This window comes from Streptomyces sp. ISL-12 (assembly GCF_018614415.1).
Lineage (GTDB): Bacteria > Actinomycetota > Actinomycetes > Streptomycetales > Streptomycetaceae > Streptomyces.
Genome location: NZ_JAGGOO010000069.1, coordinates 18,892 through 41,831, shown reverse-complemented (window position 1 = coordinate 41,831; position 22,940 = coordinate 18,892). Strand labels below are relative to the sequence as shown.

Genomic DNA, 22,940 nt, shown 5'->3' with positions numbered 1-22,940 from the left:
GTCAGACAGACGCGTGTGTAAGTGCTTCAAATCGCGCACGCGCAATGCCGTGGTATGCGGGGCTCAGATCGATTCCGGTGTACCGACGGCCAAGTCGGAGAGCGGCCTCGCCGGTGGTGCCGGATCCGGAGAACGGGTCAAGGACGACGCCACCCGGCTTGCAGCCAGCGGTGATGCACCGCAGCGGCAGCTCCAGCGGAAACGACGCCGTGTGCGTGCCGGCGCCGCTAGAGGCAGGCAGATGCCACACGTCGCCGTCATCACCGCCAAGGGCGGCCCGGTCGAACCAGTAGCGGGCGGACTTGGCGAACAGGAAGATCGGCTCACTCTTCCCGGAAAGCCGGTCCTTCACGGACTCCGGGGTGCAGAACGTTTTCGCCCAGGTGATCCGGTTGCGGAGGATCCACCCGTCGTCCTGCATGCCGATCGCCAGCCGCTCCGGCAGCATCATCATCGATTTCTCGGTGACCGGTTGGCCGTCGATCAGATTTTCAGCGCTCATGCGAGCCAGGCCAGCGGCCCGCGACTCCCGCCACGACGGTCGCCCCCCGCGCGCCTTTCCGTGCAAACCCTCCTGGTGGCTGCTTAGACGGACAGCTTTCCGCTGCGAGTAGGCGTCTCCCAAGTTCAGCCATAGCGTGCCCTCGGGGTGCAGCACTCGGAACACCTCGCGGAACACGTTCCGCAGGGTGTCTAGGTACTCATGTGGGGTGTCCTCAAGTCCGTATTGGCGACGCGCGCCCGCATCAGGCCCCTCGTCGTAGCACCTCTGGAAGTAGTAAGGAGGTGACGTCACCGCGCAGTGCACGGATCTGTCGGGCAAGGTGCGCAACTGCTCCAGCGTGTCCCCAGTGAGCAAGTCGGCTCGCAAGGTCTCTCCCTTCGTCGTGCATACCGAAGGGGCGCCCCGGAGGACGCCCCTTGTGTCAGTGCTTTGCGGTTGTCGGTCGCGTGAGTCGCTTTACGCGCTACTCGTCGTCGCCGACACGGGAGACGGACGTCACCTCACGCAGCCATGTCGTGTAGTTGCTCGCGTGCTTGTCTCCCCGCTCCAGCGCTCCTTCGACCCACGACTCCGGGTCGTCTGGGTCGACGTAGACGTCAAGCGTGGCCGTGAACTCAATGCGCGTCTTCACGCTGCCTCCCTGTGCTCCTCGTCGATGTCGTACCAACGGTCGAAGTCAGCGTCCTTCAGCGCCTCCTCCATGTCCCGCATGCGGTTCATCAGCCGCACATCGGTCCGCACGTCCCTCACGACGTAGCCGTCCGCGGTGCCCTTCATCCGCCGCTTCACCACGGCGCAGCCGTAGGGCTGGCCGGCGTGGATGGCCTCCCGGTTGGCCTGTTCGATGTAGTCGGCGAGGGTGATCGACTTCTCTGCCTTCGCTTCGAGCGCGTGCAGGTAGTAGCCGTCGATGTCGCCAATGTCGCGGGCACCCATCTGCACGTTCCGACGGGCGCCCGGGTTGTGGTGTTCGCGCAGGTAGCCGACGATGGCCGACTCCCACGCGGTGCCTTTAGCCTTACTCGCCGACATGAGCCCATGTCCTTCCCGCCGCAATGTTGCCCACTGTCGCCCTATGGATGCCGAACCGCGCTGCCAGCCGTGCCGGGGAGATGCCAAGACGTCGAGCCCTGCGGATGACGCGAACATCCCGCTCCGTCACCTTGCTTGCGTAGTGCAGAGCACCCCGCTGTGCGGTGCCGTGCTCGGCACAGTGCGCAGCGTTCTCGGACGGGGTGGCCCACGCCAAGTTGGAAGCCGCGTTGTTCGCGGGGTTTCCATCCAGGTGCGCAGCCTGATGCGCGGTCGATGGTGGCGGCCCGTGAAACGCCTCGCAAACGGCTCGGTGCACCGCCACCGTGCGCCCGAACGACGTCACCTTGCCGTAGTCAGTGCCGGCCGACGTGTACGGCTTGTAGGGCCGGAGGACGGTGCCGTCCTCAGCGGCCCACACCCCCGGCAGGCTTGGTATTGGTCGTATCTCCGATGGACTCACCTCTCTTGACCCACACTTCGACGAGGACCGACTCCCCGTCCTCGTCGACCGGGACGGGCGCGGACTCGACTCGCCAGGTCTGCCCGCCCCACGTCAGTTCCCCGCGCTGCTCCTCAGCCATTCCGAACCCCTTCCCCGCTGCATATGCGCACGTCATACCCGACGCGTGTGCCGTACAACCTCAACGGTTCGTACATGCGTTTGGTTACGGTAGGGCACGGAATCTCTACAAGTGCGTAGAGGGTGTGGAGGAACTGTTCTCGGGGCCGCCGCGCACTACGTAGAGGATGTCGGCCAGGAAGTCGCCGATGCCGGGCCAGTCCTTCGCCGCCTTCGCTTTCAGATCGGCCTCGACCTGCTTGCGCACGGCGAACTCGATGGCCTCGACCACCCACGCGACTCGGTACGCCTTGTCGCGCCAGCCGTCGAAGATCTCCCAGGCTTCGGGGGAGATCTCGTAGCTGTCGCCGTCGATCTGCATCGTCACAGGTTTCCGTCCTCTCGTGGTGCGTGCAGGTGGGCGTACAGCCGGGAGAACGTCGGCCAGAAGCTAGGGTCGACGACGCGTTTCAACTCCTCCAGAAGTCGGTCACGCTCCTCCGTCGTGAGGTACACGCAGTACTGATGGGCGGTGCTGCGCTTTCGGTACGCCCTCACCCTTCCTCCGTCTCCCTCATCAGCTCCTCCGTGATCCACGAGGCGTAGACGCATTGCGGCTTGTCGAACTCCACGGGCTCCGTGTCGGGGAGGGCGTGGACGATGCGCATGTTGGGTTCGCGGACGCCGGTCACTCGACGTCCTCCCACGTCGTGTGCGCGCGCTGAATACAGCCGCTCACCACGTCCTTCATCGGCTCACCGTAGACGTCCACAGTGTGGTGGGTGAGCTGCCCGCGAGCGGTTCCGATGGCGTTGTACGGGCCGTAGGCCGTGGTGTACTCCGGACCGTCCCAGAAGAACCGCGGGGAGTTGATGTTTCCCTGCTCCCATTCGGGGTTGTCCCGGCGCTGCCGGCGGACGACGAGGACGCGGTACATCTGCTTGTCGTCGCTGACAAGTCGGCGTGCCACTAGCTCTCCCCTCTCCTCATCACAACCACTTGTGCTCCCCGCGCCAACGCCGTGCCGGCCGCTTCCCAGTACTTCGCCCAGTCCTTCCGGCTCGTCGCGTCGGGGAGGATGTAAACCAGGTCGCCCGGCCCGGCGCTGCGGACGTCGCCAAGGGCCGGAGCCATGGCGGCGTCGATGGTGTGGAAGGCGCTCACACGGCACCCTGAGCAGCAAAGACGTGCGCCAGGGACGCGGCTTCCGTGTCGTCGTAAACGTCCCAACTGCCGTTGTTGTCGATGGAGAAGCGGAGCGCCTGGCGGATCAACTCCACCTCCCGCCCGGTCAGCTCCACCGTGACGCCGCTGTGCGCAATCACCTTCGCCATGTGCTCTCCTCCTATCGGTCGGTCTTCCTACGCCCAAAGCCCCCGGGACCGAAGTCACCGGGGGCTGAGGGTCAGACGCGGGTCAGAGGGCCATAGTTGCGGACTGCCTGCCACAGGGTGTCGCTGTAAGCAGCGATGTAGTCGGAGGCGTCGACGTCTGTACTCCGGCACTCGCCACGGACAGTGCCGTCGACGTCCTTGAACGTCCAGACGTCGCCGTCGCGGTCCTTGTAGCGGGCGGTCAGGTCGTACGCGACGTTGTCCACGACGGCGACCGTCGTGGGGTCGACGCGCTCTACGTTGCCGTGGTCGAAGAACCACTCCGAGTTGCGCGCGCCGGGAGCGGCCAGGACGGTGACGCTGTAGGTGCCGACCTCCGTCACGACGAGGAGGTCACCCGCCTTCACGTCCGCCCCCTCCAAGCCGTCACGCGAGATGCGCACGACGTCGCCCGGCTTCAGCGCCTTGTCGGCCGGCTCCGGGGCGGCGGCCTCCAGGCTTCCCGCGTTGCTGTTGTAGACGCCACCCTCCTCGCCCCGCACGGCGTACCACTCTGCTCCGTAGCCGGTGAAGAAGGGACCCGCCTCGATGATGTACGCCGCACCGCCAATCGACGTCACCTTGTCACCGACCTCGAACTTCGCGGCGGGCTTCATCGAGTCGGGCGCCGTGGTGTAGTGCGTCCCGTCCTCCGCCTTCATGAGGTACCGCTCCACACTGCCCATCGCCATGTACGGGCCGAACGCGATCTGACCCGCGCCAAACGTCCGGTGCTTCACCTTGTCGCCAACCTTGAACGCCATGCTCTCTCCTCCGTGAGTGGTTCGTGCGAAGGCTCCCGGATCGTCGGTGTCCGGGGCCGTGGTGCGAGGTTGGTCAGTCGGTGACGCGGGTGAAGGGGCCGTACTGCGCCAGCGCCTTCGACAGGGTGTCGTCGCCCTCTTCGGGGATGCAGCCGAACCACGCCACGAGCGGCAGGCCGTTCACGAGCTTGATGCGGAGGGAGTCACCCTGCCTGTCCCGGTACTTCGCCGTCAGGTCGTAGACCACGCCGTCGTACTCGTAGGTGGTCTCGTCGGTGACGGGCTCGACACTCGCACACCACCAGCGGCCATTGTCCTTGTCACCGTGGCACCCGGAGCCGTCACCGAAGCGGACGAGGTACACCAGCTCGTCGCTACCGTTGACGCGCTCCAGCGTGCCGACGAGCCCGACGTACTCCCCCGTCCGAATGCCGTCGCTGTCCTTGATGATGCGCACCCGGTCACCGACCTTGACGACCGGCGTTTCCACCTTCGTGAGGCTGTTCTGCGTCGGCGTCAGGTGCGTGCCGTTCGGCTTCTCCACGACCCAGATGGGCTCCTCGTGGTACTCCGACGTGAACGGGCCGGCGACGATCTTGCCGCCTCCGCCGTACTCGTACGTCACCGTGTCGCCCACGGCGAAGGCGGGCGGCGTGGGGATGGCGTAGATCTCGCTGCTGCGCGCGGGCATCTCCGCACCGTCGTCGCCCTTGACGAGGTACCGAGTCAGCCCCAGCACGCTTGTGTACGGGCCGTAGGTAACGGTCACCTCCTCGCCCCGGTAGCGAACCTTCTGCCCCACCTTGAAGACGTCGCTCACTTGCTCTCCCCCTTCGTGTCGCCGATGACGACCATGCGGTCCGCGGCCACCGTCTGGACCGCGAGCGTCTTGCGGCTGATGAACCCCGAGTCGCGTCCCGTCGGACGGACCTTGACGAGCGGGACGACCACGCCGGCCGCCTTGTTGCTCTCCAGCTCCAGGACGACGGCCTCCGAGAGGCGGACGAGGTTGCCCTGTCGGGTGGCGTAGGAGACGAGGGCACCGGGGCGGATCTCGGCGCCTGTGTAGTCGGTGAGTCGGGCCTTGCCCATGTCAGCTCTCCTCTGGTGCCTTTGTGTGTCCCGCCTCCAGCTCCCTCTTCAGGAACCGGAAGGCGTGGTGTGCTTGCTGCGGGCAGACGCCGTTCTCGATACGGCCGATCTGCTCTTCGCGTGTGAGGTCGGGGACGTCGGTGACCCATCCGTCGGGAAGGCCCATGAGCCACTCACAGAACTTCGGAGCGAGCTTCACGCCTCCTCGCGGGCCCCGCATGATGGGCACGGGAGCGGGAGTGCCCATGAAGATTTCCCAGCGGTAGACGGCCCGTGCGAACTCACCCCACCACTCAGCCGGCGAGTGCGGCCCGTCGTCGGGGTGCTCTGCGTCCGGCTCGACGTTCAGGAGGAAACAGACTTCGTCCTCCAGGGTCGGACCGTGACCACCCGCTTTGCGCTTGTCCGGATGCTGCGCCGATCCGTTGTTCGCCAGGTTCGCCGTCGGCGTCTTGAACAGCTTCTCCGCCTTCTCCCGCGGGAAGAGCCGGGCGATGGCGGTCACCAGGTCGTCGCCGCCGGAGCCCTTGCGCTCCCGCTTGGCGAAGTCGGGGCCGCGGGTGGCGTCACTGACCGTCGGGGACGGAAGGTGTGGCAACGCAGAACCAGCGGTCCCGATGGTGGGGAGCCCCGATGTCGGAAGCTCGAAGAGCTGTCCACGCCGCGTCATACCCGATCTCGTGAAGCGATGTGAGCACTGCGCTTTGTCCCCGATTTCGGATCGCTCCGACGTTCTCCAGGTAGACGTGTCGGGGTCGAAGAACCCGTATGGCCTCTGCGATGTCGAACCAGATTCCTGAACGGGCACCCTTGATCCCTTCTCGCCGTCCCGCGTTGCTGATGTCCTGACACGGCCCTACGGAAAGCCCGCAGTGATGATGTCGATCACGGGGCTTTCCGAGGGAACCACCTCCTCCAACCGCTCTGCGTGGTGCAGGCGTGTGTGGTCGTCCTTTGTCAGGCAAAGGAGGTTGGAGAGGTCGTTGTTCGTGCGGTCGTGGTCTACGTGGTGGATGTCGAAGCAGTCAGGGATCGGACCGTTGTGGTGTTCCCAGACATCGCGGTGCAGCAAGGTACGCCGGCCCGTCGTGGCGCCGTAGTATCCCGTGTTCCGCAGCGTGTACTTCCGACCGTTGAACTTCACGTACTCCAAGGGCGTGGGTCGCTTACGCAACTCCCAGCCTCTCCCCTTGAAGAGTCCGTACACGCTCTGCCTGGTAACGCCGAACTCTTCCGCCACCTCCGCGAGCGACAGGCCCGCGGTGTAGCGCTCGTACATCGCTGCGGCCCGCTCGTCATGTCGACGCCGGTCGATGCGTCCCTCCTGCGTCAGTAGCCGCCAGTCGATCATCGACACGTCGCCGATGTTGGGGGCGTCGGGGAATCGGTGCGCCATGACTTTGCAGGCGGCACCGTGGACTTCCGCGACGACTGTGACCTTGTCGCCCGTCAGGGCCTCAACCGCGATTCCCAGTCCGCCGTAGCCGGCGCAGAGTTCCAGGATCGGCATGGGGCATCTGTCTCCTCAGTGTGCGTAGAATCGTGAGAGGCGCCGCTCCCAGTGCCGGAATCATTGGGAGCGGCGCCTTGCGTTGTTCAGCGTTCGTGTGTCGCTTACGCGGCCTTGCTCAGGCCCGCGCCCTCGTCCTCCGCGGCCTCGTAGGCGCCGAAGATCTTGATGACCGGCTTGTTGTAGCTCACGGTCTGGCCGGCGCGGGGACCCTTCTTCGGCACGTAGGTCACGTTCTCGATCGTGAGGGACGCACGGACCGGAACACCCTCCGTTCCCGCCTCCTCGTCACCCGCGTTGCCGTAGCAGTCCAGCTCCGCGAAGAGCGGGCCGAGAGCTTCGACCAGCTTCCAACTGCCGCTGTTGAAACGGAACTTGCCCAGATCCGGGGCGTCCAGGAGGCGGAAGGTGACGTCAACCGAGGGCTTCGGCCCTCCGCGCTGCGCGGTCAGCTTCCGCGCCGCGATGGTCGTCGGGCACTTGCAGGGCTGCCCCTGTTCCTCCTCCGGGGTGCTCAGGACCGTGAAGCCATCGCAGTGGTGGACCATGCCGACGCCGGGGATGAACTGCTTGAAACTCGCGTCGACGCCGTCAGGCTCGATGATGATGTTGACGGTCCTGGCGCTGGTGAGTATCTCCAACCGGTCTTCCTTCTCCGGGTCCCACTCCTCCGGGGTCCCGCCGAGCAGCTCCGCGACCTTCGCGGCGACGGTGGGGTCCCCGGTGGTGACCCGCCACTCGTTCAGCGCCTCCGGTGTCTCCGTGCGGCCCGCCTTGACGAGACGGCCGGATCGGAAGCGTCCCACGGTGTCGTTCTCGAAGGGCGGTCGCTCCTTCGGGGCGGCGTCGGGGTCGGCGTCCCAGATGTTCGCGAGGTTGTTGGCCATGTGTGTGATTGCCTTTCGGTAGCGTGTGCGTGAGGTGTGCGGCCCTTCGGCCTTACACATGGGTTATGTCGTAATGGCGGGCGGATGTGACGCGGGTCCGTGAGTCGATTTACGGACCTCCTCCAGCTCCGCGCGGAGCCGTGCGATCTCCGCGTCACGGAGGGCCAGGGCCTCCATGCCGAAGACGTGCTCATCCGCGGCGCGACGCCAGGCGGAGAGCCAGGCGAGGCGGTAGCGGTCGCGCTCGCTCGTCAGGCGCGCGATCCCGTCGCGCATCCGGTCGACCACACCCTCCCAGTGCGCGGCATCGCGGAGGTCCCGAGCCAACCCCGCATTCGCCTCGCGAACGTCGCCCAGTTCCTCGCTCAAGCGGACGCAGTCACCTTCGAGATTGCGCACCACGTCTTGTAGCCGCTCCACCTCCGCCCGCGCCTCCGCAACGTCGGCATACATACCGGTACAGACACCGTCGACGTCCGCGCCTAGCTCGTCCTCCAGCTCGACGATGCGCTCCGCCATCTCACGGGCGCCCCATCCGCAGTAGTACGCCTCGATGCGGTCGTCTCGGTTGTACTCGTCGGCACTGTCGTAGACCTCAGCCCCGCATCCCTCAGCCACGCGCCAGCCTCCTCAAATCCCGGTCCGTCGACGACACACGCTTCGGGCGTAGCAGCCTGTAAAGGTCCCCCGGCGTCACGTCACCCGGGAGCCGGCCGTCGGTGAAGAGGTGCTCCCCCGCACGGAGGTACACCTCGTCGACGAGCTGTGAGCAGATCATGTGCCCCGAGTCGGCCACGTAGTCCCGCACCCACCGGGGCCGGATGCGGTAGTGGGCGAGCGCTATGGAGGCGTAGTCGAGGAAGCTGTACGGCGTCCCGACGAGGCTCCGTGCCTCGTAGCAGATCCGCATGCGCTGCGCGGCCGTCAGGTCGAAGCGGCCCGTCGACCAGATGACGGGCTCGCTCGCCTCGTCGAGACGGATCTTCTTCGCGCCGCCCGGCTCCGCCTGGACGATGTAGCCGTTGCCGACGTAGACGTAAGCGTGGTGCACTGGGGCAGCGTCGCCCACGAGGGCCTGGCCGGCGGAGACGAAGGCTCCCGTGATGCCGCGGATCTTGGTCAGCGCGAAGTCGCCGGGTTGGGGTGTCACCACGAGTCCTCCTCGTCGGCGTGGGGGTCCCAGAGTCGGCAGCCGTCCTCCTGGACGACCTCCGCCAGGCAGAGCGCGAGGGTCGCTACGTCGGTGGCGTCGACACGGGTGGACAGCGAGACCTGGGCAAGGGCCGTCGTCAGGTGCACGACGGCACACTCCTCCGCGCGGTCGTGGTAGCGCGTACCGGGACGGTAGGCGACGAGAGGAACGGCCCGATTCCCCAGTCCGTTCACGCCGGTGTACGTCAGCTTCGTCCCGATGGTGCAGCCGATGTCCTTCGTCGCGATGTCCACACGATGGAGGAACAGGCCGGCGGTGAACGTCAGGTACGACGCTGGGCGGATCAGTTCAACAGTCATCGCTTCCCCCACTTCGGCCCGCGGAAGGTCGCCGGGACCTGCGGCGGGTAGAGGTGCGGGCACACGGTGCTCAGTACACCGTGCTGCTGACGGACGAAGCCGGCGTCCGCCTTTGGGTCGTACTGCGCGGCCCACGTCTCGAAGAGCATGCGGGCAAGGACGTCGGTCATCGGTTCTCCTTCGTGAGTCGTGTGCGCGTCGCGCGCTGCTTGATCTTCGGCTCAGGACGCTCGAACGCCCCCGGGTCCAGAGCCGTCGCCCACACCGCTCCCCAGCGTTGCTGTGCCCGCTCCAGAGCGTCGTAGTAGGGCTGGTGGTACGCGGCGAAGGCGTCGGCCGACGAGGGCACGGACGCCAGGAGCCGCCGGTAGCGGAGATGCTGTACGTGCCGGCGCAACATGCGGACCTTCTCCCGCTCCTGCTCCAGCGCCCATCGCTGCTGCTGCTCGTACTGGAGGATCAGCCACGTCACGCCCTCGCAGCGCTTGCACGCAGCCGCACGTCCGTGCCACGGGGTCTCGCGGAAGTCCTCCCGGTCCTTGCGTCGTCGGCACGCGACGCACAGGAGGGTGCTCGTGCCCCGCAGGTGAGTGCGCTCGAACTCGTCGCGGATGGCGTCGGCGAGGGTGTAGGTCATCGGCCGCCCTTCGGGTCGTGGTCGCCCTCGTACCTGGCGAGAGCGGCGAACTTTCGCCTCAGCTCCGCGCGGTCACCGGCTCGCCCAGCCGCCATCCGGCACGCGTGGACCACGGCCTCTGTCATGTCGTCGAAGTGGCCCTCCTGGACCCACGCGTACGCCACCTCACGGGAGAACACACGACCTTGCTCGCGGATCTCCACTTTGTATCCGGCGCCGTACTCCCGCATGACCCGGTAGAACCACCCCTCCGGCAGCTCCGGGGCGCCGGCTGCGACGAGGTCTGCCATGCTCATTCGTCGCCCTCCAGCCACTTCGCTACCTGGAGCACGTCGTACACGGACGGCTTCTCCTCGCTCTCCCACGGGAGGCCCGTCACGAGGGCGTGAGCAGACTGAAAGACACTCGCGCGACTCATGACCCCATCGACCGTCGGGAGGACGGGAGAGGGGGCAACCTGGGGCTCTGCGGGAGTGTCGTCGCTGAGACCGACCAGGGGGCCGTGTGCCTCCTCCACATACGCTCGCGCACGCTCCACGCCTTCGAAGCCGGCCACGGATGACCGAGTGCAGACGAGTCGTCCGTTGCCCGTGTCCGCCCACGTGTCGCCGTCGACGTCGATGTACTTCATGCCTTCTCCTCCTGCTGCTTGTCGATGGCCTCCAGCCACTTCACGCCGACGGCGACGGCCTGGAGGAGTTCGGCCCGGAGCTTGACGGGGTCCGACTCCGCCATGGCCTCGAACACCTCCTCCAGGAAGACGTGCCGGAAGGTGCCGACACCCGCGGCAAACGCCGCCTCGCACTCCATGCGGTGGGCGTCCGCGATGGGTTTGAAGGAGCCCACGTCCGTGCCGTTCGGGAGGTCGTCCTGACGTCCGAAGAGGGCGTCTTGGGCGTCGCGCTTGTGGAGGATCTCGTCAACGATCCTCAGTTGCCGGGCTACGGGGTTCATGAGGTCACCTCCGGGTCCACGTGGTCCAGGGCGTCGTGCCAGCCGGCGACGTAGCGCGCGATGCGCTCTGGCTCCGCTCCGCTCGGCAGTGCCCGAGGGCCCATGACTTCCCGGCCTTCCTCCGCCATCTCGTGCGCCCCCTCCGCCAACACCTCGTCGACGAGCCGCTCCGCCCTGGCGTAGTGGTCCTCGTATCGCCCGACGCCGGAGGTTGCTAGGGAGCCGGCGAGAGTGAGGATCAGTGCTTCGCGCTTGGTCATGCCGTCCACCCCGCCGCGTATCCCATCTGGTCGTACAGTGCGTCGAAGTCGTCGGACGACATGACGACAGTGGAGATCGTCTCCCCGCGGGCGTTGCGGGTTTCGAGGTCGTACTCGATGCCCCGGCGCCGAACAGTGACTGTCGAGCCGTCGGCCGTGTGGATGGTGGTTCCGCCGTTGATCATGGTTTCTCCTCCTGCGTTGTGCTCCTACGCCGAAAGCCCCCGGCGCCGAAGCAACCGGGGGCGATGTGGTGCGTGGGTGACTTGTGCTACTCCTCCAGGCTCTCCGTCGGCATGTTCAGAGTCTCGAAGGCGTCGGTCGCCTGACCGGCGCGGAACTCCCACAACTCCGCGCGCCAGATGATGACGCCGTCGTCGTCCGTCAGCTCGAACCCGTCGGCACGGGCCGCCCAAACGGCGGCCTCAATGGCGCGGGCGTGATCTTCGAGGGTCACGCCTCGTCCTCCTTCAGCCTGTTCAGGAGCGCAGCCGCCAAGGCGGCCGTCTCGGGCTTGACGTACCTAGTCACACCCCACGACTGCCCGGCCCCGTTGCGGCGCATCAGATGGTGTGCGCCGTACTCCTCGCGGACGATGTACTCCGCCCGCTCGTTGCGATCGTTCCGCTCGCGCTCCAGCGCTTCGACGTACTCCTCGGGGGTCACTTCTCCTCCTCAGTCGGACTTGTGGCTCGAAGCGAGCAGCAGAACGAGTGCGATCAGGATGACGATCCCCGCGCCCTCCATCGCGCTACCTCCGCTTCGCCAGGGACGGGGCCCGGTACGCAGGGGCCTTGACCGTCGGCTTCTTCGTGGTGCTGTTCTTGTGGTGGTTAACGTCGATCTCCACGGACGTCGGCGGGGTAACACCGTTGCTCGCGTTGACGGCCGCCATGGCGGCGACGACGAGGATCAGGCCAAGCACCACCAGGACTGCGAGGGGGAGCGTGAGTCGACTCACGCTTCAACCTCCCACTTGCCGGCGTCGTTGTTGTCGAGGGTGACCTTGTAGACGTTGCGCGTCTGGGAGTGGTAGACGCAGATGCCCTCGGGGTTCATGAAGCCGGGGGCGGCGTAGCTACCGTCCGTCTTCAGGTCCCGCAGGGCAGAGGTGATGGCGTCCTCACTGAACACGCCTTCGTAGAGGACCGGGACGGCGTCGATCTGGCCGACGAGGTCCGACTGTTCCGCGCGGGCATTCATCGACGTGCCTGCCTCCTCGTCGACCGCCCACCAGCGGGCCGTGTTGAAGAGGCTGAACCGCTTCTCTTCCAGGCCGTAGCCCCGCCGGATTCCACGGCCCCACCACTCGCCGAAGTGCAGGCCCTCCCCGAGGATGCGGACCAGGTCCGCGGCGTTGTCGTGGACCCAGCCGGCGAAGCCGTAGTTGTCGGTGGTCTTGCCGGGGGTGATGATGCGGCGCCGGGACTGCGCGCTCACGTGCCAGATGCGCCCGTCGTAGTAGACCTCGCCCGGCATCAGTGGCATGACGTCGAACACTGCCGGGTTGTCGACACTGATCCCCGCGCTGATGTGGATCGCGCTGTTCGTCCCGTCCAGCTTCTCCGTCACCACGATGTCGCGGAACAGGCGCTTCGTCTTCGGCCACTCGGTGAACTCGTGCACTGCCACGCTCTCTCCTCCGTGTGCATGCGAAGCGGGGCGCCCGGAGTGGACGCCCCGCGTGTGTGACTGGTGTTACTTGCGGCGGAAGAGCCGCCGGACCAGGCCGACGCCCAGGTTGTAGCCGACGATGAACAGGACGGCCGTACCGAACCCGATCGCCGGGACAGCCGCGAAGACGCCGTGGACGGCGCCCAGGACCAGCATCAGGAGCCATGCCTCAAAGGGGATGAGGGCCAGGACTCCCAGACAGGCGCCAGCTACTGCGGCTCCGCTGTGCTGCTGCTTCACCACTCCTGCGCCTCCGCTTCGTCGGCAAGCTTGATCAGTCGGAGCCCGAGGAGCCGGGCCTCGTCTGGGCTGATGGATGTCACGGCCCGTCCGTCGTAGTCACGGACGTCCAGCACCACAAGCCCGCCCCGGGCGAAGGGCTCTTCGACCTCTTGGCCGTACTTGCTCACTCGCTCTCCCGTTGAGACGTGTTCCGTTGCCGGGCCTTGTACTCCCGACGCCACCTCCGGGCGCACTCGCGGCACACCCGACTGCCACCGTTCTGGTACGTGTTCTTAGCGTCGAATGGGTGGCCCTGCATACAGTGCATGGCTCGCGCATTTCGCGCCGAGGGTGCAACCCCCCCGCAGCACGTTTTCTCGCTGAGTAACGGCCTCCAGGTGGTCAGGACGCACACACGACGGGGTGCGGCACAGGTGGTCCACTTGATGCCCGTCGGGTATCGGCCCGACGTTCAACTCATACGAGAAGCGGTGCGCCCGCACTAGACGGCCGCGGAAGCGGAGCCGCCCGTACCCCTGGTCCGTCGACCCGGTCCACAACATGCACCCTCCAGCATCGGAGGGGAGACTCACCTTCTCCCAGAACCTCGTTTTGGGGTGCGGCTTCCTCATGCGGCACGTCGCTGTGTGCCAGTAACAAATTCTCCGCCAGAGGCGATCGGCTTGCCGATGACCTTCTTCTTGCCTTCCTTCTCCCAGTCGAAGACGCCGCGGAGGTGGTTGAAGGTCTTGAACACGTCTTCATCGCACTTGACCGGGTGCAGGGCCCAGCCCTCCGGACGGACGTGGAGGGCGCCGCCTCCGACGATCTCCGGGACGGGGACGCTCTCCCCCGACTCCGCCAGGATGATGCGGTCGGCGTAGCGGTAGGCGGAGAGCTGGAGGGCTACGGAGTCGTAGATCGACTTCGAGGTCTTCCAGTCGAGGATGACGACTTCCCCGTCCACCTTCGCGATGGCGTCGAAAGAGCCGGCGTACTTGTAGGTGTCGCTCCAGACGGTCTCCTCCAGGTAGAGGAACTCCGGTTGCACCTCCTGGAGGAACTCACGGAAGTGCCTCACGTGCGGCTTCACGTCGACGTGCACGTGCCGGTCGTTCACGACCTCCCCGCGGGCCAGGCGCTCGAAGTAGTCGTGCGCGACGGAACCCAGGTCGCTCGCCGCCTTGCTCTTCCTCCGGTGCGCGTTCTTCAGGTAGTCCGTCGCGCCGGCGGGGTCACGCTTGATGAGTTCGGAGACGATGTCCCAGTTGGTGACGGCCGCCTCCGCAGCCTCCTTCGCAGACCAGTACATGAGGTAGTCCTTCGGCAGCATGCTGCCGACCGACGTTACGCCGGGGACCTTGATGTCGCCGTCGTCGGGGTCGATGTAGAAGCGGCTGTCGCCGCGCTTGATCGTGCTCACTCCGGCCACGTGGCCTCCATGTGCGGTGGTCCATCAGTCACTTACACATGGGTTATGTCGTAATGGCGGGCGGATGTGACGCGGGACGTCGAGGAACTTCCGCCTCCTCCCGCCCCGGTCAGACTGGTGTCAAAAAATGCAAACTAACCCCTACTTTCAACTTCTCCCTACGCGCGTTAGAGAGAAGCTGAAAAAGGGGGTTAGTTTGGCAGTCTGGACCGCAGTTTGACCGGAGAGGACGAGGAGGCCGGTCGACGTGGGCGACGGTCAGGCTTTTGACCTGCGGATATGATCGCGCAGGGAGCGGATGCACTCCTCCATGCGGGCCAGTTGCTCGTCGAGCCGTGCGCGCTGACCGTCCACCATGTCCCTGTCGATGACCTCCACCGACATCTGGGCCACAAGGCCGGCCGCAACCTCCGCCAGGCGGAGGTGATCGGCGGATGCCTTCTGACGAACACCAGGAGCCCGCTTCTCGACGGTTTCCTTCTTTACCTCGCCCTTCGCAGGCTTCCGCCCTGTCTTCTTCTTCGTCTGCTCCGGGGCGGGTTCCTCAGCGGGGCTCGACTGCGCAGCCTGGCGGCTCACTGTGGTGGCCTTGACGATTGCCGCAGCCGTCGCCCGGGTGTCCTGTCCGCGCTCCAATGGGGATTCAGGGAGGAGCCCAGCCCGTTGCAACTCACGAGGCGTGTAGTAGCGACGGAGTGCGTTGCCGATGTGGTACCTGACGTTCGCCTGGATGCGCCCCTCAGAGTCCGACGGGATGCCGGCTTGACGGTAGAGTTCGGCTACTTTCTGCCGGTACTCCCAGGTGGTGCCCGTCGGATCGTCGTACAACTTCCGGAGCGCGATGATCACTGTGGCAATGTTCCGGAGGAGAAGCGTTGGATGCTGCTCGATGCGCGCCCACTCGCGTGCGTATGCTGCTCCACGGGTGACGAGCATGTCCTCCGACTCGTCCCGGATGTCGTCCAGTTCCAGCGCTCTCGGGTCCGCAGCGTCGAAGCGCGCGGCGCTGCCCTTTGCGCGTCGCTCAACTTCAGCACTCATTCCCTGGACCCTCCGAACATTGGACGCACCGCTGACTACCGCAGGGTAGCGTGAAACGCTTTGCTTCAACAGACCCTACAGTAAGCCAGCGGTTGGTCGATCACTGTGCCGAGAACTCCTGACCACAAACGCCGCAGGTGATAGCCCCCTGGGCTGCAACGGTGCGGGAGATCCGGAACGTGCGCGGCGGGTCACAGGCGCACAGGTACGTCAGCCTGGCGGTGCGCTTTGTGGCTGACGAGCTGCTTGGCAACGTCAGATGAGGCAGGACGAGGGGGATGGCGTCCTCCAGGGACTGGAGGTGCTGTTCAAGCCGGGCCTTTGTGACCACTTTGATCACGACGTCGCGGAATCCCCGCTGTGTGGATCTAGTGACCCCCTCCGGCCACGTCAATCCCACCTCCTCCGCTGCTGCTAGGTAGGTCTGGTTGTGGTAGGCGCCCCGCATGGTGACGTCCTGGACTCCGCGGACCCAACAGAGGATGTGTGCAGCGTCGTGGAGGATGGTTTCCAGAGTGGCAGTGGCCCCCTGCTGGAGGACGTCGGCCGTGATGACGAGCCCCGAGACAACTCCGTCATCGTCTCTCGTCCACCGCTCGGGTCCGTGCTCGTGTGTCCGCGCGAGCGGGGACACGACTGGTCGTATGGCTGGTAGCTCCGGTACGTCGGTGCGTAGCTGCTCCCACAGAGCGTCTACGGCGGTGAGTAGCGGGCCGGGTGAGGTCGGCATGCGCGGAGTATAGGAGGTGTGGCGCTCGACATACCTCCCAAACCTTTGTCAAGCCATCTTGGGTCCGTAAACCGACTCACGGACCCGGAACGCAGAAAAGCCCCCGCCCTCCCCAGATGGGGAAGACGGGGGCTTTAGGGTTCTACTCCGCCGGCGACACCTTCCGCCGCGCGCTCTCGCCGACGAGGATCGGCAGCACGACGGCCGCCACCCCGCCGATGGTCGCAGCGATGTTCTCCTGCGCCAGGTCCGGGGCGAAGACAGCGCCCAGCATGACGAGCGACGTCAGGGCCGCACGGAGTCGTACGGGTTCCTGCGCGGCGAAGGCGCGGAGCTTCTCGCGGAGGCGGATGCGGAGGATGGAGAGGTATACGGTAAGTGCCATGCGTGTGTGCCTTTCGGTAGTAGTCAGAGGCGGTTGGCGTGGCGGGCGGACTCGATGGCGTAGATTCGGTCGACTACGTTCTCCAGAGCCCAGAGCAGATACGGGACGTCGGAGTCGTTGCAGATCGTGTAGTCGGCGTCGTCGGCCGTCAGGGAGTTCTCCGACGCATGGTCCATCTGCGGGACGCCGGGCCGCTCGATGTAGACCAGGTGGAACCCGGCGCGGCGGAGACTGTCCGCCTCGTTGCGGTACCGGACGTCGGTGATGACGACGGGCACCCCGGCCTCGTTCGCCTCCTGGACCTTCTTCATCGCGGCGCGGAGCCAGAAGTCCTCGTCGATGTCGCGGACGGCTGCGCCGAGTTCCTGGAGGAAGCGGCGGACCTCGGGGAACTCGTCCTTCGCCGCCTCCCAGCCGTGGTCGGCGACAACAGTGGACAGGTGTACCAAGTCGGCGTCCGTCTGTATCAGCTCCCACTCGCCGTAGACGAGGTCCCAGACCTCGTCTTCCCTGTGACCGACGATCGGGTCCACCTTCAGCGCCGCGCTTTTCAGCGCGTCCGCGAAGGCCACCCGTCGGTAGCCCCGGTTGTCGACGAGCCACTTGCCGACGGTGTCCTTGCCGACCCTCGCACGGCCGATGATGCCGATGTTCCCCATGTTTATCTCCCCTGGTCTTGTGACACAGGGGTTGTGTCGTAATCCGGGGAGGATGTGACGCGTAGGGGCCAAGATCTTTGAGTCAGCTGTCGTTGCCCGGCTGCGGGCGGCCGATGAGTAGGTGCTCCGCGTCGTGGCCGGCCTGCCACTCTCGGACACGGGCCAGGCGCTCGCGGACATCGTCCAAGTCGTCCCGGACGTCTTCGATGCGTGCGTCCAGGCGTGAGCCCAGAGCCTCGACGGCGCCCGTCATGGCGTCGCGGGTGGTCTCCCCCTCCGTCACCACAGCGCCGCGGGTACGACGCATGGTGAGGAGGGCGGGGATCACTGCCGCGAGCACGACGCCCGCAGCAGTGATAACGGCTATCAGCACTTCCATAAGTGCCTCACGCCTTTGCCGTGAAGCCGTGGCGCGCGGCGAGCTTCTTCAGCGACTCCAGGCCGACGGAGCCGGTAGCGGCCGACCCCTTGTACCCGACCTTGCGGCGAAAGGCGTTGTACGCGTCCTGCGTCAACGTCCCCCACGACCCGTCGACGTACTTCGATGTCAGGAGTCCCTCAGCCTTCAGGGCCGCCTCCACCACCTTGACCTCAGTGGGGTAGGTGGTGTGCCCGGTGGCTGCGGGGATGTCCTTCTTCCGCGCGGCGTTCAGGTGTGCGACAGAGACGACGGGCTTCGTCGCCGGCTTCGAAGTGGACGGCTCGGACGTCGACGGCTTGCCCGCGTCGAGGCGGGCCTGAACGTCCGCACGGAAGTCGTCCATGTCCCACGCCGAGCCGGTCTTCGAGCCGATCGGGCCCTTGGGGTCGATCTTCCTCGTCGTCCCCTCCTTGTGCCCGATGACGGACTGAGCGCTCCAGCCATGGGCCCGGCAGATGGCGGCAGCCCAACGGACGGCAGCGTCGTACTGCTTTGCCGGGTAGAAGTCGGTGCCGTTGCCGAGGTTCTCGATCTCGATGCCGTAGTAGTGCGCATTCCCGTCGACGGGCTCCGAGGAACTGGGGCGTGGGTGGGTGCTCGACTCGTTCACCACGGCGTTGTGGGCGTTCTGCGCGAACGATCCGGCGTGGTTTGCGCGACCGTAGCCGACCATCGTCGCCAGGCCGGTCTTCGACAGGTGCGTGTGGCAGAGCGGGCCGGGGAGCGCGCTCGTCCCTGAGCGGCACAGGGCCAGGGAGTTGCGTCCGGCAGTGTGGTGGATGACGACCCCGTTCATTCCTCCCCACGCGCCCTTGTGGTTGCGGTTGTGCGTGCGCCATCCGGCGATGCCGGTGACTGTCAGGCCCTCCGCGCGCAGCGCTTTGACGAACGCGTCCGCGGACAGTGGCGTTGCCATGTGATCCCCTCCAGGGCATGAGAAAGGCCCCGGCACTGCGGGGCGTGAAGTCTGTGGTGATGCGGTGCGTCAGTCGCCGTCGGGGCTGAAAAAGATGCCGTCGAGGCAGATCCACGCGGGATCGGACGCCGTGCCCGTGCCTCCCCCGTTCTCCAGGTTGTATGTGATCTGGCCGGACGGCTGGACGGCTATACGGGCGGTGTAGCGGGAAACGCCGCTGACGGTCACGCGGTTACTTGCGCCGATGAAGATCCTGTTCGCGGAGGGGGCGATGGAGGACGGGACGGAAGCGCAATGCGTCTCGCTGCCGTCGTCGACGAGGTTGCCGCCATTGATGCGCTGGATTCGCCCGCGCAACTCAATTCCCCCACCCGCCTTGTAACGCCATCCGGGGGAACCACCAAACGCGGTGTAGCCCGACGGGAACGTCAACGCACGCCACGGTCCGTCGGACAGCAGGAGCCACTTACCCTCTCCCGTGCGCCCCTCCCACCTGTCCTCTGCGACGAGATAGGTAATCATCCCGGGAACGGGGGCGTAGTCACCAGACAACGCGGCAGCGCGGGCGGCAGCACTGGAGAAACGCATCACCAACTTCGGCACTATGCCGTTGACAAGCGTTTGCGTGGCCGTCTCGATGTCGGCGGCGTCGCCGAGCACTGGATACGGAATTCCCTGGTTGTACGAATCGTTTCGAGGCATATCCTTGACGCCTCCTCAGCGTCGAATTCAACAGTCACGCGAGCGCGCCGTCGACGAGCCAGTTACCGTCAGGGTTCTTCGATACCTTGACGACGTCGTTCACTGCCGGTGCCGAATAAGACTTCAGCCGGCGGACACTCGCCACGGGGCCGGAGGCGGTGGTGATGTTGACGGTGCCGTCAGTGTTGACGGCCGTCACCCTGGCCAGGCCCCATGTAGCGGTGCGCTGCGCGACGGTGTCCGTCACAAGCCTCTGAACTGCGTCAATGACCCTCTTGGAGAGCCTCATGCCGTGTCCTCCTTACCGCCCCGCAGGGTCAGGGAGAAGTCACCGTCTGACGTCAGGGGGATGGAGAGCGACTGCACGAGGCACAGCTCTTTTCGTCCTGCGATGACGAGGCGGACAATGTCATTCCCCTCTAGCGCCGGGTTCGGAAGAGAGTCGACGGCGGGCTGAATGTTCGGCGCTATGGCGTCGAATAGTGCGTACTCCGCTGCGGCTTGGCACGCGCCCGTCGTGACCCACAGGGCGGACGATATCGACTTCGTCACCCGCCCGAATGGGCCGCCCCATCTTGTCGGGCTGGTCGGCTCGTCGTCCACGACTAGGGCGCTCACGGGCGCAACACCTGACGCCGTATTCTCACCTGACGCCAAAACGCCGTTGTAAACGGCCGTTCTCGACATTGAACGGGTTGAGGTGATGAGCGTTCCGCCCTCGCCTTCCCCGATCTCCCAGGAAACGGTGCCGTTTAGGAGGTCGGGGAGATCGGTAATGACAAAGCGGTTTTGAGCGTCGACATAGATTTCCGCTTGCATGGCCGTTGCGATCTGAGCAACGGCGTCCCATCGGTTTCCTCCCGCGTCCCACGTTGCGATGGCACAGGACGGATTGCGTGCACCCGCAGTCAAGTTGGTGATCACTGCGTTGGGGAGTGTCTGGCGGATCAGCATTTCGATTGCATCAACACAAAGCCCGTATCCACGAGTTGTGGCCGGCGCGCGGAACACGTCGTCGATTATTGCGGACTCCATCGTCGTCCCGGTGACCGTGATGGGGCCAGTGTGGACGTCACCCGACGGCTCGTTAATACGGAACGTGCCGAGTGGCACCCATTCCTCGTCGCCGTTCGCGTAGCGGATTCCTCGGGACACTACGAGTTGCTGGCCGTAGGGGGCGAGGAGATCCGTCTCTTCCCATGGCAGGTATCTCGGGTCGGGGATGGTGATGCTCAGTGACCGCCGCGTTTTGCTCCCACGGTCGACAGTGACCGTGCCGGCGGAGAAGGGGATGTTCGACGCCGCCAAAGCGCCGTTGTAATAGGCGTCGACCTTGGCGAGCATCGTGTGCGACGTCGCCAAGGTCTGTAGGAACCGTGCGCTGACCGGGTACATCAGTCCTTCACGCTCCCGTGTAGACGTCGAGCCATGTAGGCGTCCCAGCAAGGACATCGGCCCAGGTGGCGTTTTCGGTCGCCACCGTTTCCCATGTGCGGTCAGCGCTGCCAGTGATGCCGCCTGTCGGGCGATCCACCTCCGTCAGGGGTAGCGACCATGTGCGGTCGGAGAACTCCGCGTAGTCGACGACGGGAGCCGCGGAGACGTCACCCACGGTCACGTATATGTCGTCCTCGTCCCAGTGCGGGGGCCACTGGAGGAGGAGGGGTCCGCCGGCGTCGAGGACCCACCAGAGGGCGTCACGATCGTCGGCCGTCTCCGTGACAACCGTGAGCGTTCCTGTTTTCCCGCCCCGGACGTCGGAGATGACGACCGGCAGTCGGCGGCCACGGACCTGGCTCACGTTCTGTCGTGCCTGGCGCTGCCAGGTCGGCATGGGGGTGGCAACGGTGAGCTTGACGGAGCGCTGCGGGAGGCCTGGGTCCTTCAGCCATACGTCCGTCGTCTCGGCAGTCAGGGTGACCGGGTCGGAGGTGTAGCTGAGTGTGCCGACCCCGTTGGGGTCCCACATCGCCACCCGCCAGTACACGGGGACACCTAGCGGTGCCTCGTAGTCGGTGACCACCGCTACGTCACCGACGACGGACTGGGCTGTCAGGTCTCCGCTGTATCCCCGGACCGGTGCCGGCGCTTCCCCTGCCACCAGTCGGGTGAGCGACCATAGCCATGTGGGGCCACGGCCTGTCAGACCGCGCAGAGTGATGCGAGCACCACCCCCGGCTGCGGGCTCCGCATACGCAGTGAGGCCGCCCACCTTCCACTCGACGGCGTCCACGTACCAGGTATCACCAGCAGGAGCGCCAGGGACGATGATGCTGAGACGGACAGCCACGGCACCAGTGACGGCCAGGTCGCCGATGGAGCTGGTCAGCCACCCCGTCGCGACGCCGGCCCACGATTGCCAACGCGTGCGGACAGCCTCGCCGGTAGAGTCCAGCCACTCGATGCGCGTCCGGTACCGACGGTCAGCAAGCTGGCGTGTGCGCGGTGCGAACATGTAGCCGACGCCCTCTTGCCCCGCAGGAACCGGCTGTGTGGTGGAGGCCACGAGGTCACCCGACCCGTCTGCGACGAGCTTCAGGGAGTGAGCGCCAGTAGCCCAGGATTCCGACGATTGCGTCCCCGTCCCACCCGTCACCGTCCAGGCGGAAACGTCCTGCTCCATGTCGGCCGTGCCGTACGGCAGCAGGTTGCCGGGGAGGCTGAGGGCGCTCGTCGGAGCCAAGACCACCCGGTCGATGGCCCATTGCTGGCTCGTGGCTGTCGCAGTCGTGGACAGGGCGAGTCGTGCGGACACGGCCTCCGCCGGGGCCGTTCCGATGATGGTGACTCGCGTCCAGGCACTCATTGTCGGTGTCCACGACGACGACGATGTGCCGACTACCGTGCCGCTTCCGTCGAGCCACTGGATAGTGATCGTCAGCGGCAGGCCGTTGGCAGTCGTGTCCGGCACGACGTATGCGTACCCGGCGTACTCCACCCCAGGAGTGACCGCAGGCGTCTCTGCCGTCTGGGCTGTGACAGCGCCTGTTGACGTCGAGGTCACTAGGAGCGACTGGTACCACCATGCGGCGGTCCGCGACACGCTAGCGGCGCCCGCGCCCTCGATGGCCCACCCCGTGGTGTCGACCTCGATCGACTCCGCGTTCCATGACAGCAGGTTGCCGGTGGACTTGGCGACCAGTCCGAGGAAGACGCGGTCGGTGAACCATGCCTGGCTGGCAGCCGTACCCGTCACCCGGATCACGACATTCGCTGTCGCGGCCGTCGCGGGGGCCGTCCCGACGACGGCCACCTGGTGCCAGGTTGCTGCCGGGGCCGAAATGACCGGGCCCTGGCTCGTGCTGATGAGAGTCCCGCCAGAGTTGTACCAGCGGACCTCGATCCGAGACTGTGCGCCGACGGCAGGCGGGAAGATGCTCGCGCACGCCCAGAACTCCCCACCAGCCGTCACGGCAACCCGGGTCGCCAGGCCGATTTGACTGTCGCCCACGGCTGTTGCGCGCCACAGGAGTGAGTATGTCCCGAGGGTACCGCCCGTGGTACGAGCCAGCGAGGAGGCGTTCACCAGAGCCGACCACGCAGAGGCGTCAGTCTCGATCGACTCCGCGTTGGCCGGCAGGAGGTTGCCGGTGATGGCCATTAGGTGGCGTCCTCCTCCTGCGGTGTGTCGATCGGGACAGGGTCAGGGGCTGGCTCGATCTCCACCGGA

At 66.2% G+C, this 22,940-nt stretch carries 45 protein-coding genes; all 45 read right to left on the bottom strand.

The features are described 5' to 3' along the window. Nucleotide 1 precedes the first annotated feature (1 nt). The 45 genes from J7I94_RS19310 to J7I94_RS19095 all read right to left on the bottom strand — a co-directional run bounded on the left by J7I94_RS19310 (nt 2) and on the right by J7I94_RS19095 (nt 22,871). The gene (locus tag J7I94_RS19310; protein WP_308114626.1) at nt 2–796 is read right to left on the bottom strand and encodes a site-specific DNA-methyltransferase; all 795 of its coding nucleotides are present in this window, start codon (nt 794–796) and stop codon (nt 2–4) included. A 172-nt stretch (nt 797–968) separates the two neighbouring features. Next, on the bottom strand, nt 969–1,136 hold the full coding sequence (locus J7I94_RS19305) for a hypothetical protein (RefSeq protein ID WP_215168378.1): 168 nt from the start codon (nt 1,134–1,136) through the stop codon (nt 969–971). Continuing rightward, nucleotides 1,133–1,537, bottom strand: coding sequence for a hypothetical protein (locus J7I94_RS19300; protein ID WP_215168377.1), 405 nt, complete (start codon nt 1,535–1,537; stop codon nt 1,133–1,135). The genes J7I94_RS19305 and J7I94_RS19300 overlap by 4 nt, the downstream gene beginning before the upstream one ends. Next, the gene (locus tag J7I94_RS39555; protein ID WP_374198404.1) at nt 1,524–1,856 is read right to left on the bottom strand and encodes an HNH endonuclease; all 333 of its coding nucleotides are present in this window, start codon (nt 1,854–1,856) and stop codon (nt 1,524–1,526) included. The genes J7I94_RS19300 and J7I94_RS39555 overlap by 14 nt, the downstream gene beginning before the upstream one ends. Nucleotides 1,857–1,944: 88 nt before the next feature. Further along, on the bottom strand, nt 1,945–2,121 hold the full coding sequence (locus J7I94_RS19290) for a hypothetical protein (protein ID WP_215168375.1): 177 nt from the start codon (nt 2,119–2,121) through the stop codon (nt 1,945–1,947). A 105-nt stretch (nt 2,122–2,226) separates the two neighbouring features. After that, nucleotides 2,227–2,487, bottom strand: a complete 261-nt coding sequence (locus tag J7I94_RS19285; RefSeq protein WP_215168374.1) for a hypothetical protein — start codon at nt 2,485–2,487, stop codon at nt 2,227–2,229. Continuing rightward, a complete protein-coding gene (locus tag J7I94_RS19280; protein WP_215168373.1) occupies nt 2,484–2,657 on the bottom strand; it encodes a hypothetical protein in 174 nt (57 codons plus the stop codon). The genes J7I94_RS19285 and J7I94_RS19280 overlap by 4 nt, the downstream gene beginning before the upstream one ends. Continuing rightward, nucleotides 2,654–2,791, bottom strand: a complete 138-nt coding sequence (locus J7I94_RS19275) for a hypothetical protein (protein ID WP_215168441.1) — start codon at nt 2,789–2,791, stop codon at nt 2,654–2,656. The genes J7I94_RS19280 and J7I94_RS19275 overlap by 4 nt, the downstream gene beginning before the upstream one ends. Further along, entirely contained in the window at nt 2,788–3,069 is a 282-nt protein-coding gene (locus tag J7I94_RS19270; RefSeq protein ID WP_215168372.1) for a hypothetical protein, read from the bottom strand. The genes J7I94_RS19275 and J7I94_RS19270 overlap by 4 nt, the downstream gene beginning before the upstream one ends. 190 nt (nt 3,070–3,259) lie before the next feature. Continuing rightward, nucleotides 3,260–3,433 carry a hypothetical protein gene (locus J7I94_RS19265; RefSeq protein ID WP_215168371.1) on the bottom strand — a complete coding sequence of 58 codons (174 nt, stop codon included), beginning with the start codon at nt 3,431–3,433 and terminating at the stop codon, nt 3,260–3,262. A 71-nt stretch (nt 3,434–3,504) separates the two neighbouring features. Then, on the bottom strand, nt 3,505–4,236 hold the full coding sequence (locus J7I94_RS19260) for a phiSA1p31-related protein (protein ID WP_215168370.1): 732 nt from the start codon (nt 4,234–4,236) through the stop codon (nt 3,505–3,507). Nucleotides 4,237–4,309: 73 nt separating this feature from the next. Further along, the gene (locus J7I94_RS19255) at nt 4,310–5,056 is read right to left on the bottom strand and encodes a phiSA1p31-related protein (RefSeq protein WP_215168369.1); all 747 of its coding nucleotides are present in this window, start codon (nt 5,054–5,056) and stop codon (nt 4,310–4,312) included. Next, nucleotides 5,053–5,328: a hypothetical protein gene (locus J7I94_RS19250; protein ID WP_053139478.1), complete on the bottom strand. Its 276-nt coding sequence runs from the start codon at nt 5,326–5,328 to the stop codon at nt 5,053–5,055. The genes J7I94_RS19255 and J7I94_RS19250 overlap by 4 nt, the downstream gene beginning before the upstream one ends. A 1-nt stretch (nt 5,329) precedes the next feature. Continuing rightward, nucleotides 5,330–5,926, bottom strand: a complete 597-nt coding sequence (locus J7I94_RS19245; protein ID WP_251075389.1) for a DNA (cytosine-5-)-methyltransferase — start codon at nt 5,924–5,926, stop codon at nt 5,330–5,332. Continuing rightward, nucleotides 5,895–6,293: a DNA cytosine methyltransferase gene (locus tag J7I94_RS19240; protein ID WP_251075388.1), complete on the bottom strand. Its 399-nt coding sequence runs from the start codon at nt 6,291–6,293 to the stop codon at nt 5,895–5,897. Before J7I94_RS19240 ends, J7I94_RS19245 begins: the two co-directional genes overlap by 32 nt. Further along, on the bottom strand, nt 6,185–6,838 hold the full coding sequence (locus J7I94_RS38445; RefSeq protein WP_251075387.1) for an HNH endonuclease: 654 nt from the start codon (nt 6,836–6,838) through the stop codon (nt 6,185–6,187). The genes J7I94_RS19240 and J7I94_RS38445 overlap by 109 nt, the downstream gene beginning before the upstream one ends. A 104-nt stretch (nt 6,839–6,942) precedes the next feature. Then, nucleotides 6,943–7,725 carry a hypothetical protein gene (locus tag J7I94_RS19235; protein WP_215168368.1) on the bottom strand — a complete coding sequence of 261 codons (783 nt, stop codon included), beginning with the start codon at nt 7,723–7,725 and terminating at the stop codon, nt 6,943–6,945. Nucleotides 7,726–7,788: 63 nt separating this feature from the next. Beyond that, nucleotides 7,789–8,343: a hypothetical protein gene (locus J7I94_RS19230; RefSeq protein ID WP_215168367.1), complete on the bottom strand. Its 555-nt coding sequence runs from the start codon at nt 8,341–8,343 to the stop codon at nt 7,789–7,791. Next, nucleotides 8,336–8,878, bottom strand: coding sequence for a hypothetical protein (locus J7I94_RS19225; protein ID WP_215168366.1), 543 nt, complete (start codon nt 8,876–8,878; stop codon nt 8,336–8,338). Before J7I94_RS19225 ends, J7I94_RS19230 begins: the two co-directional genes overlap by 8 nt. After that, nucleotides 8,872–9,237, bottom strand: a complete 366-nt coding sequence (locus tag J7I94_RS19220) for a hypothetical protein (protein ID WP_215168365.1) — start codon at nt 9,235–9,237, stop codon at nt 8,872–8,874. The genes J7I94_RS19225 and J7I94_RS19220 overlap by 7 nt, the downstream gene beginning before the upstream one ends. Then, nucleotides 9,234–9,407: a hypothetical protein gene (locus J7I94_RS19215; protein WP_215168364.1), complete on the bottom strand. Its 174-nt coding sequence runs from the start codon at nt 9,405–9,407 to the stop codon at nt 9,234–9,236. Before J7I94_RS19215 ends, J7I94_RS19220 begins: the two co-directional genes overlap by 4 nt. After that, nucleotides 9,404–9,874, bottom strand: coding sequence for a hypothetical protein (locus tag J7I94_RS19210; protein WP_215168363.1), 471 nt, complete (start codon nt 9,872–9,874; stop codon nt 9,404–9,406). Before J7I94_RS19210 ends, J7I94_RS19215 begins: the two co-directional genes overlap by 4 nt. Continuing rightward, complete coding sequence (locus tag J7I94_RS19205; protein WP_215168362.1) at nt 9,871–10,170, bottom strand: hypothetical protein; 300 nt, start codon at nt 10,168–10,170, stop codon at nt 9,871–9,873. Before J7I94_RS19205 ends, J7I94_RS19210 begins: the two co-directional genes overlap by 4 nt. Then, complete coding sequence (locus J7I94_RS19200) at nt 10,167–10,505, bottom strand: hypothetical protein (RefSeq protein WP_215168440.1); 339 nt, start codon at nt 10,503–10,505, stop codon at nt 10,167–10,169. The genes J7I94_RS19205 and J7I94_RS19200 overlap by 4 nt, the downstream gene beginning before the upstream one ends. Next, complete coding sequence (locus tag J7I94_RS19195) at nt 10,502–10,828, bottom strand: hypothetical protein (protein WP_215168361.1); 327 nt, start codon at nt 10,826–10,828, stop codon at nt 10,502–10,504. Before J7I94_RS19195 ends, J7I94_RS19200 begins: the two co-directional genes overlap by 4 nt. Beyond that, entirely contained in the window at nt 10,825–11,088 is a 264-nt protein-coding gene (locus J7I94_RS19190; RefSeq protein WP_215168360.1) for a hypothetical protein, read from the bottom strand. Before J7I94_RS19190 ends, J7I94_RS19195 begins: the two co-directional genes overlap by 4 nt. Further along, the gene (locus J7I94_RS19185; RefSeq protein WP_215168359.1) at nt 11,085–11,273 is read right to left on the bottom strand and encodes a hypothetical protein; all 189 of its coding nucleotides are present in this window, start codon (nt 11,271–11,273) and stop codon (nt 11,085–11,087) included. The genes J7I94_RS19190 and J7I94_RS19185 overlap by 4 nt, the downstream gene beginning before the upstream one ends. 86 nt (nt 11,274–11,359) lie before the next feature. Further along, on the bottom strand, nt 11,360–11,545 hold the full coding sequence (locus J7I94_RS19180; protein ID WP_215168358.1) for a hypothetical protein: 186 nt from the start codon (nt 11,543–11,545) through the stop codon (nt 11,360–11,362). Continuing rightward, on the bottom strand, nt 11,542–11,754 hold the full coding sequence (locus J7I94_RS19175) for a hypothetical protein (RefSeq protein ID WP_215168357.1): 213 nt from the start codon (nt 11,752–11,754) through the stop codon (nt 11,542–11,544). Before J7I94_RS19175 ends, J7I94_RS19180 begins: the two co-directional genes overlap by 4 nt. Nucleotides 11,755–11,839: 85 nt before the next feature. Then, a complete protein-coding gene (locus J7I94_RS19170) occupies nt 11,840–12,049 on the bottom strand; it encodes a hypothetical protein (protein WP_215168356.1) in 210 nt (69 codons plus the stop codon). After that, nucleotides 12,046–12,720, bottom strand: coding sequence for an RNA ligase family protein (locus J7I94_RS19165; RefSeq protein WP_215168355.1), 675 nt, complete (start codon nt 12,718–12,720; stop codon nt 12,046–12,048). The genes J7I94_RS19170 and J7I94_RS19165 overlap by 4 nt, the downstream gene beginning before the upstream one ends. A 66-nt stretch (nt 12,721–12,786) precedes the next feature. Further along, nucleotides 12,787–13,002 carry a hypothetical protein gene (locus J7I94_RS19160; protein WP_215168354.1) on the bottom strand — a complete coding sequence of 72 codons (216 nt, stop codon included), beginning with the start codon at nt 13,000–13,002 and terminating at the stop codon, nt 12,787–12,789. Beyond that, on the bottom strand, nt 12,999–13,172 hold the full coding sequence (locus J7I94_RS19155; RefSeq protein WP_215168353.1) for a hypothetical protein: 174 nt from the start codon (nt 13,170–13,172) through the stop codon (nt 12,999–13,001). Before J7I94_RS19155 ends, J7I94_RS19160 begins: the two co-directional genes overlap by 4 nt. Before the next feature lie 105 nt (nt 13,173–13,277). Next, on the bottom strand, nt 13,278–13,547 hold the full coding sequence (locus J7I94_RS39550) for an HNH endonuclease signature motif containing protein (protein WP_215168352.1): 270 nt from the start codon (nt 13,545–13,547) through the stop codon (nt 13,278–13,280). 65 nt (nt 13,548–13,612) lie between these two features. After that, nucleotides 13,613–14,416 carry a hypothetical protein gene (locus J7I94_RS19145; RefSeq protein ID WP_215168351.1) on the bottom strand — a complete coding sequence of 268 codons (804 nt, stop codon included), beginning with the start codon at nt 14,414–14,416 and terminating at the stop codon, nt 13,613–13,615. A 258-nt stretch (nt 14,417–14,674) separates the two neighbouring features. Next, nucleotides 14,675–15,457, bottom strand: a complete 783-nt coding sequence (locus tag J7I94_RS19140) for a hypothetical protein (protein ID WP_251075386.1) — start codon at nt 15,455–15,457, stop codon at nt 14,675–14,677. Between the two features lie 100 nt (nt 15,458–15,557). Then, on the bottom strand, nt 15,558–16,187 hold the full coding sequence (locus J7I94_RS19135; protein ID WP_215168350.1) for a hypothetical protein: 630 nt from the start codon (nt 16,185–16,187) through the stop codon (nt 15,558–15,560). A 142-nt stretch (nt 16,188–16,329) separates the two neighbouring features. Then, nucleotides 16,330–16,572 carry a hypothetical protein gene (locus J7I94_RS19130; protein WP_215168349.1) on the bottom strand — a complete coding sequence of 81 codons (243 nt, stop codon included), beginning with the start codon at nt 16,570–16,572 and terminating at the stop codon, nt 16,330–16,332. A gap of 23 nt (nt 16,573–16,595) precedes the next feature. Beyond that, nucleotides 16,596–17,231, bottom strand: coding sequence for a hypothetical protein (locus tag J7I94_RS19125; RefSeq protein WP_215168348.1), 636 nt, complete (start codon nt 17,229–17,231; stop codon nt 16,596–16,598). A gap of 82 nt (nt 17,232–17,313) precedes the next feature. Beyond that, on the bottom strand, nt 17,314–17,610 hold the full coding sequence (locus J7I94_RS19120; protein ID WP_215168347.1) for a hypothetical protein: 297 nt from the start codon (nt 17,608–17,610) through the stop codon (nt 17,314–17,316). 7 nt (nt 17,611–17,617) lie between these two features. Then, complete coding sequence (locus J7I94_RS19115; protein WP_215168346.1) at nt 17,618–18,568, bottom strand: N-acetylmuramoyl-L-alanine amidase; 951 nt, start codon at nt 18,566–18,568, stop codon at nt 17,618–17,620. A 69-nt stretch (nt 18,569–18,637) separates the two neighbouring features. Then, complete coding sequence (locus tag J7I94_RS19110) at nt 18,638–19,270, bottom strand: hypothetical protein (RefSeq protein ID WP_215168345.1); 633 nt, start codon at nt 19,268–19,270, stop codon at nt 18,638–18,640. Nucleotides 19,271–19,304: 34 nt separating this feature from the next. Then, a complete protein-coding gene (locus J7I94_RS19105; RefSeq protein ID WP_215168439.1) occupies nt 19,305–19,559 on the bottom strand; it encodes a hypothetical protein in 255 nt (84 codons plus the stop codon). Next, complete coding sequence (locus J7I94_RS19100; protein WP_215168344.1) at nt 19,556–20,665, bottom strand: DUF5047 domain-containing protein; 1,110 nt, start codon at nt 20,663–20,665, stop codon at nt 19,556–19,558. Before J7I94_RS19100 ends, J7I94_RS19105 begins: the two co-directional genes overlap by 4 nt. A 7-nt stretch (nt 20,666–20,672) precedes the next feature. Next, nucleotides 20,673–22,871 (bottom strand): hypothetical protein, encoded by a 2,199-nt coding sequence (locus tag J7I94_RS19095; RefSeq protein ID WP_215168343.1) that lies wholly within the window; start codon nt 22,869–22,871, stop codon nt 20,673–20,675. Nucleotides 22,872–22,940 lie beyond the last annotated feature (69 nt).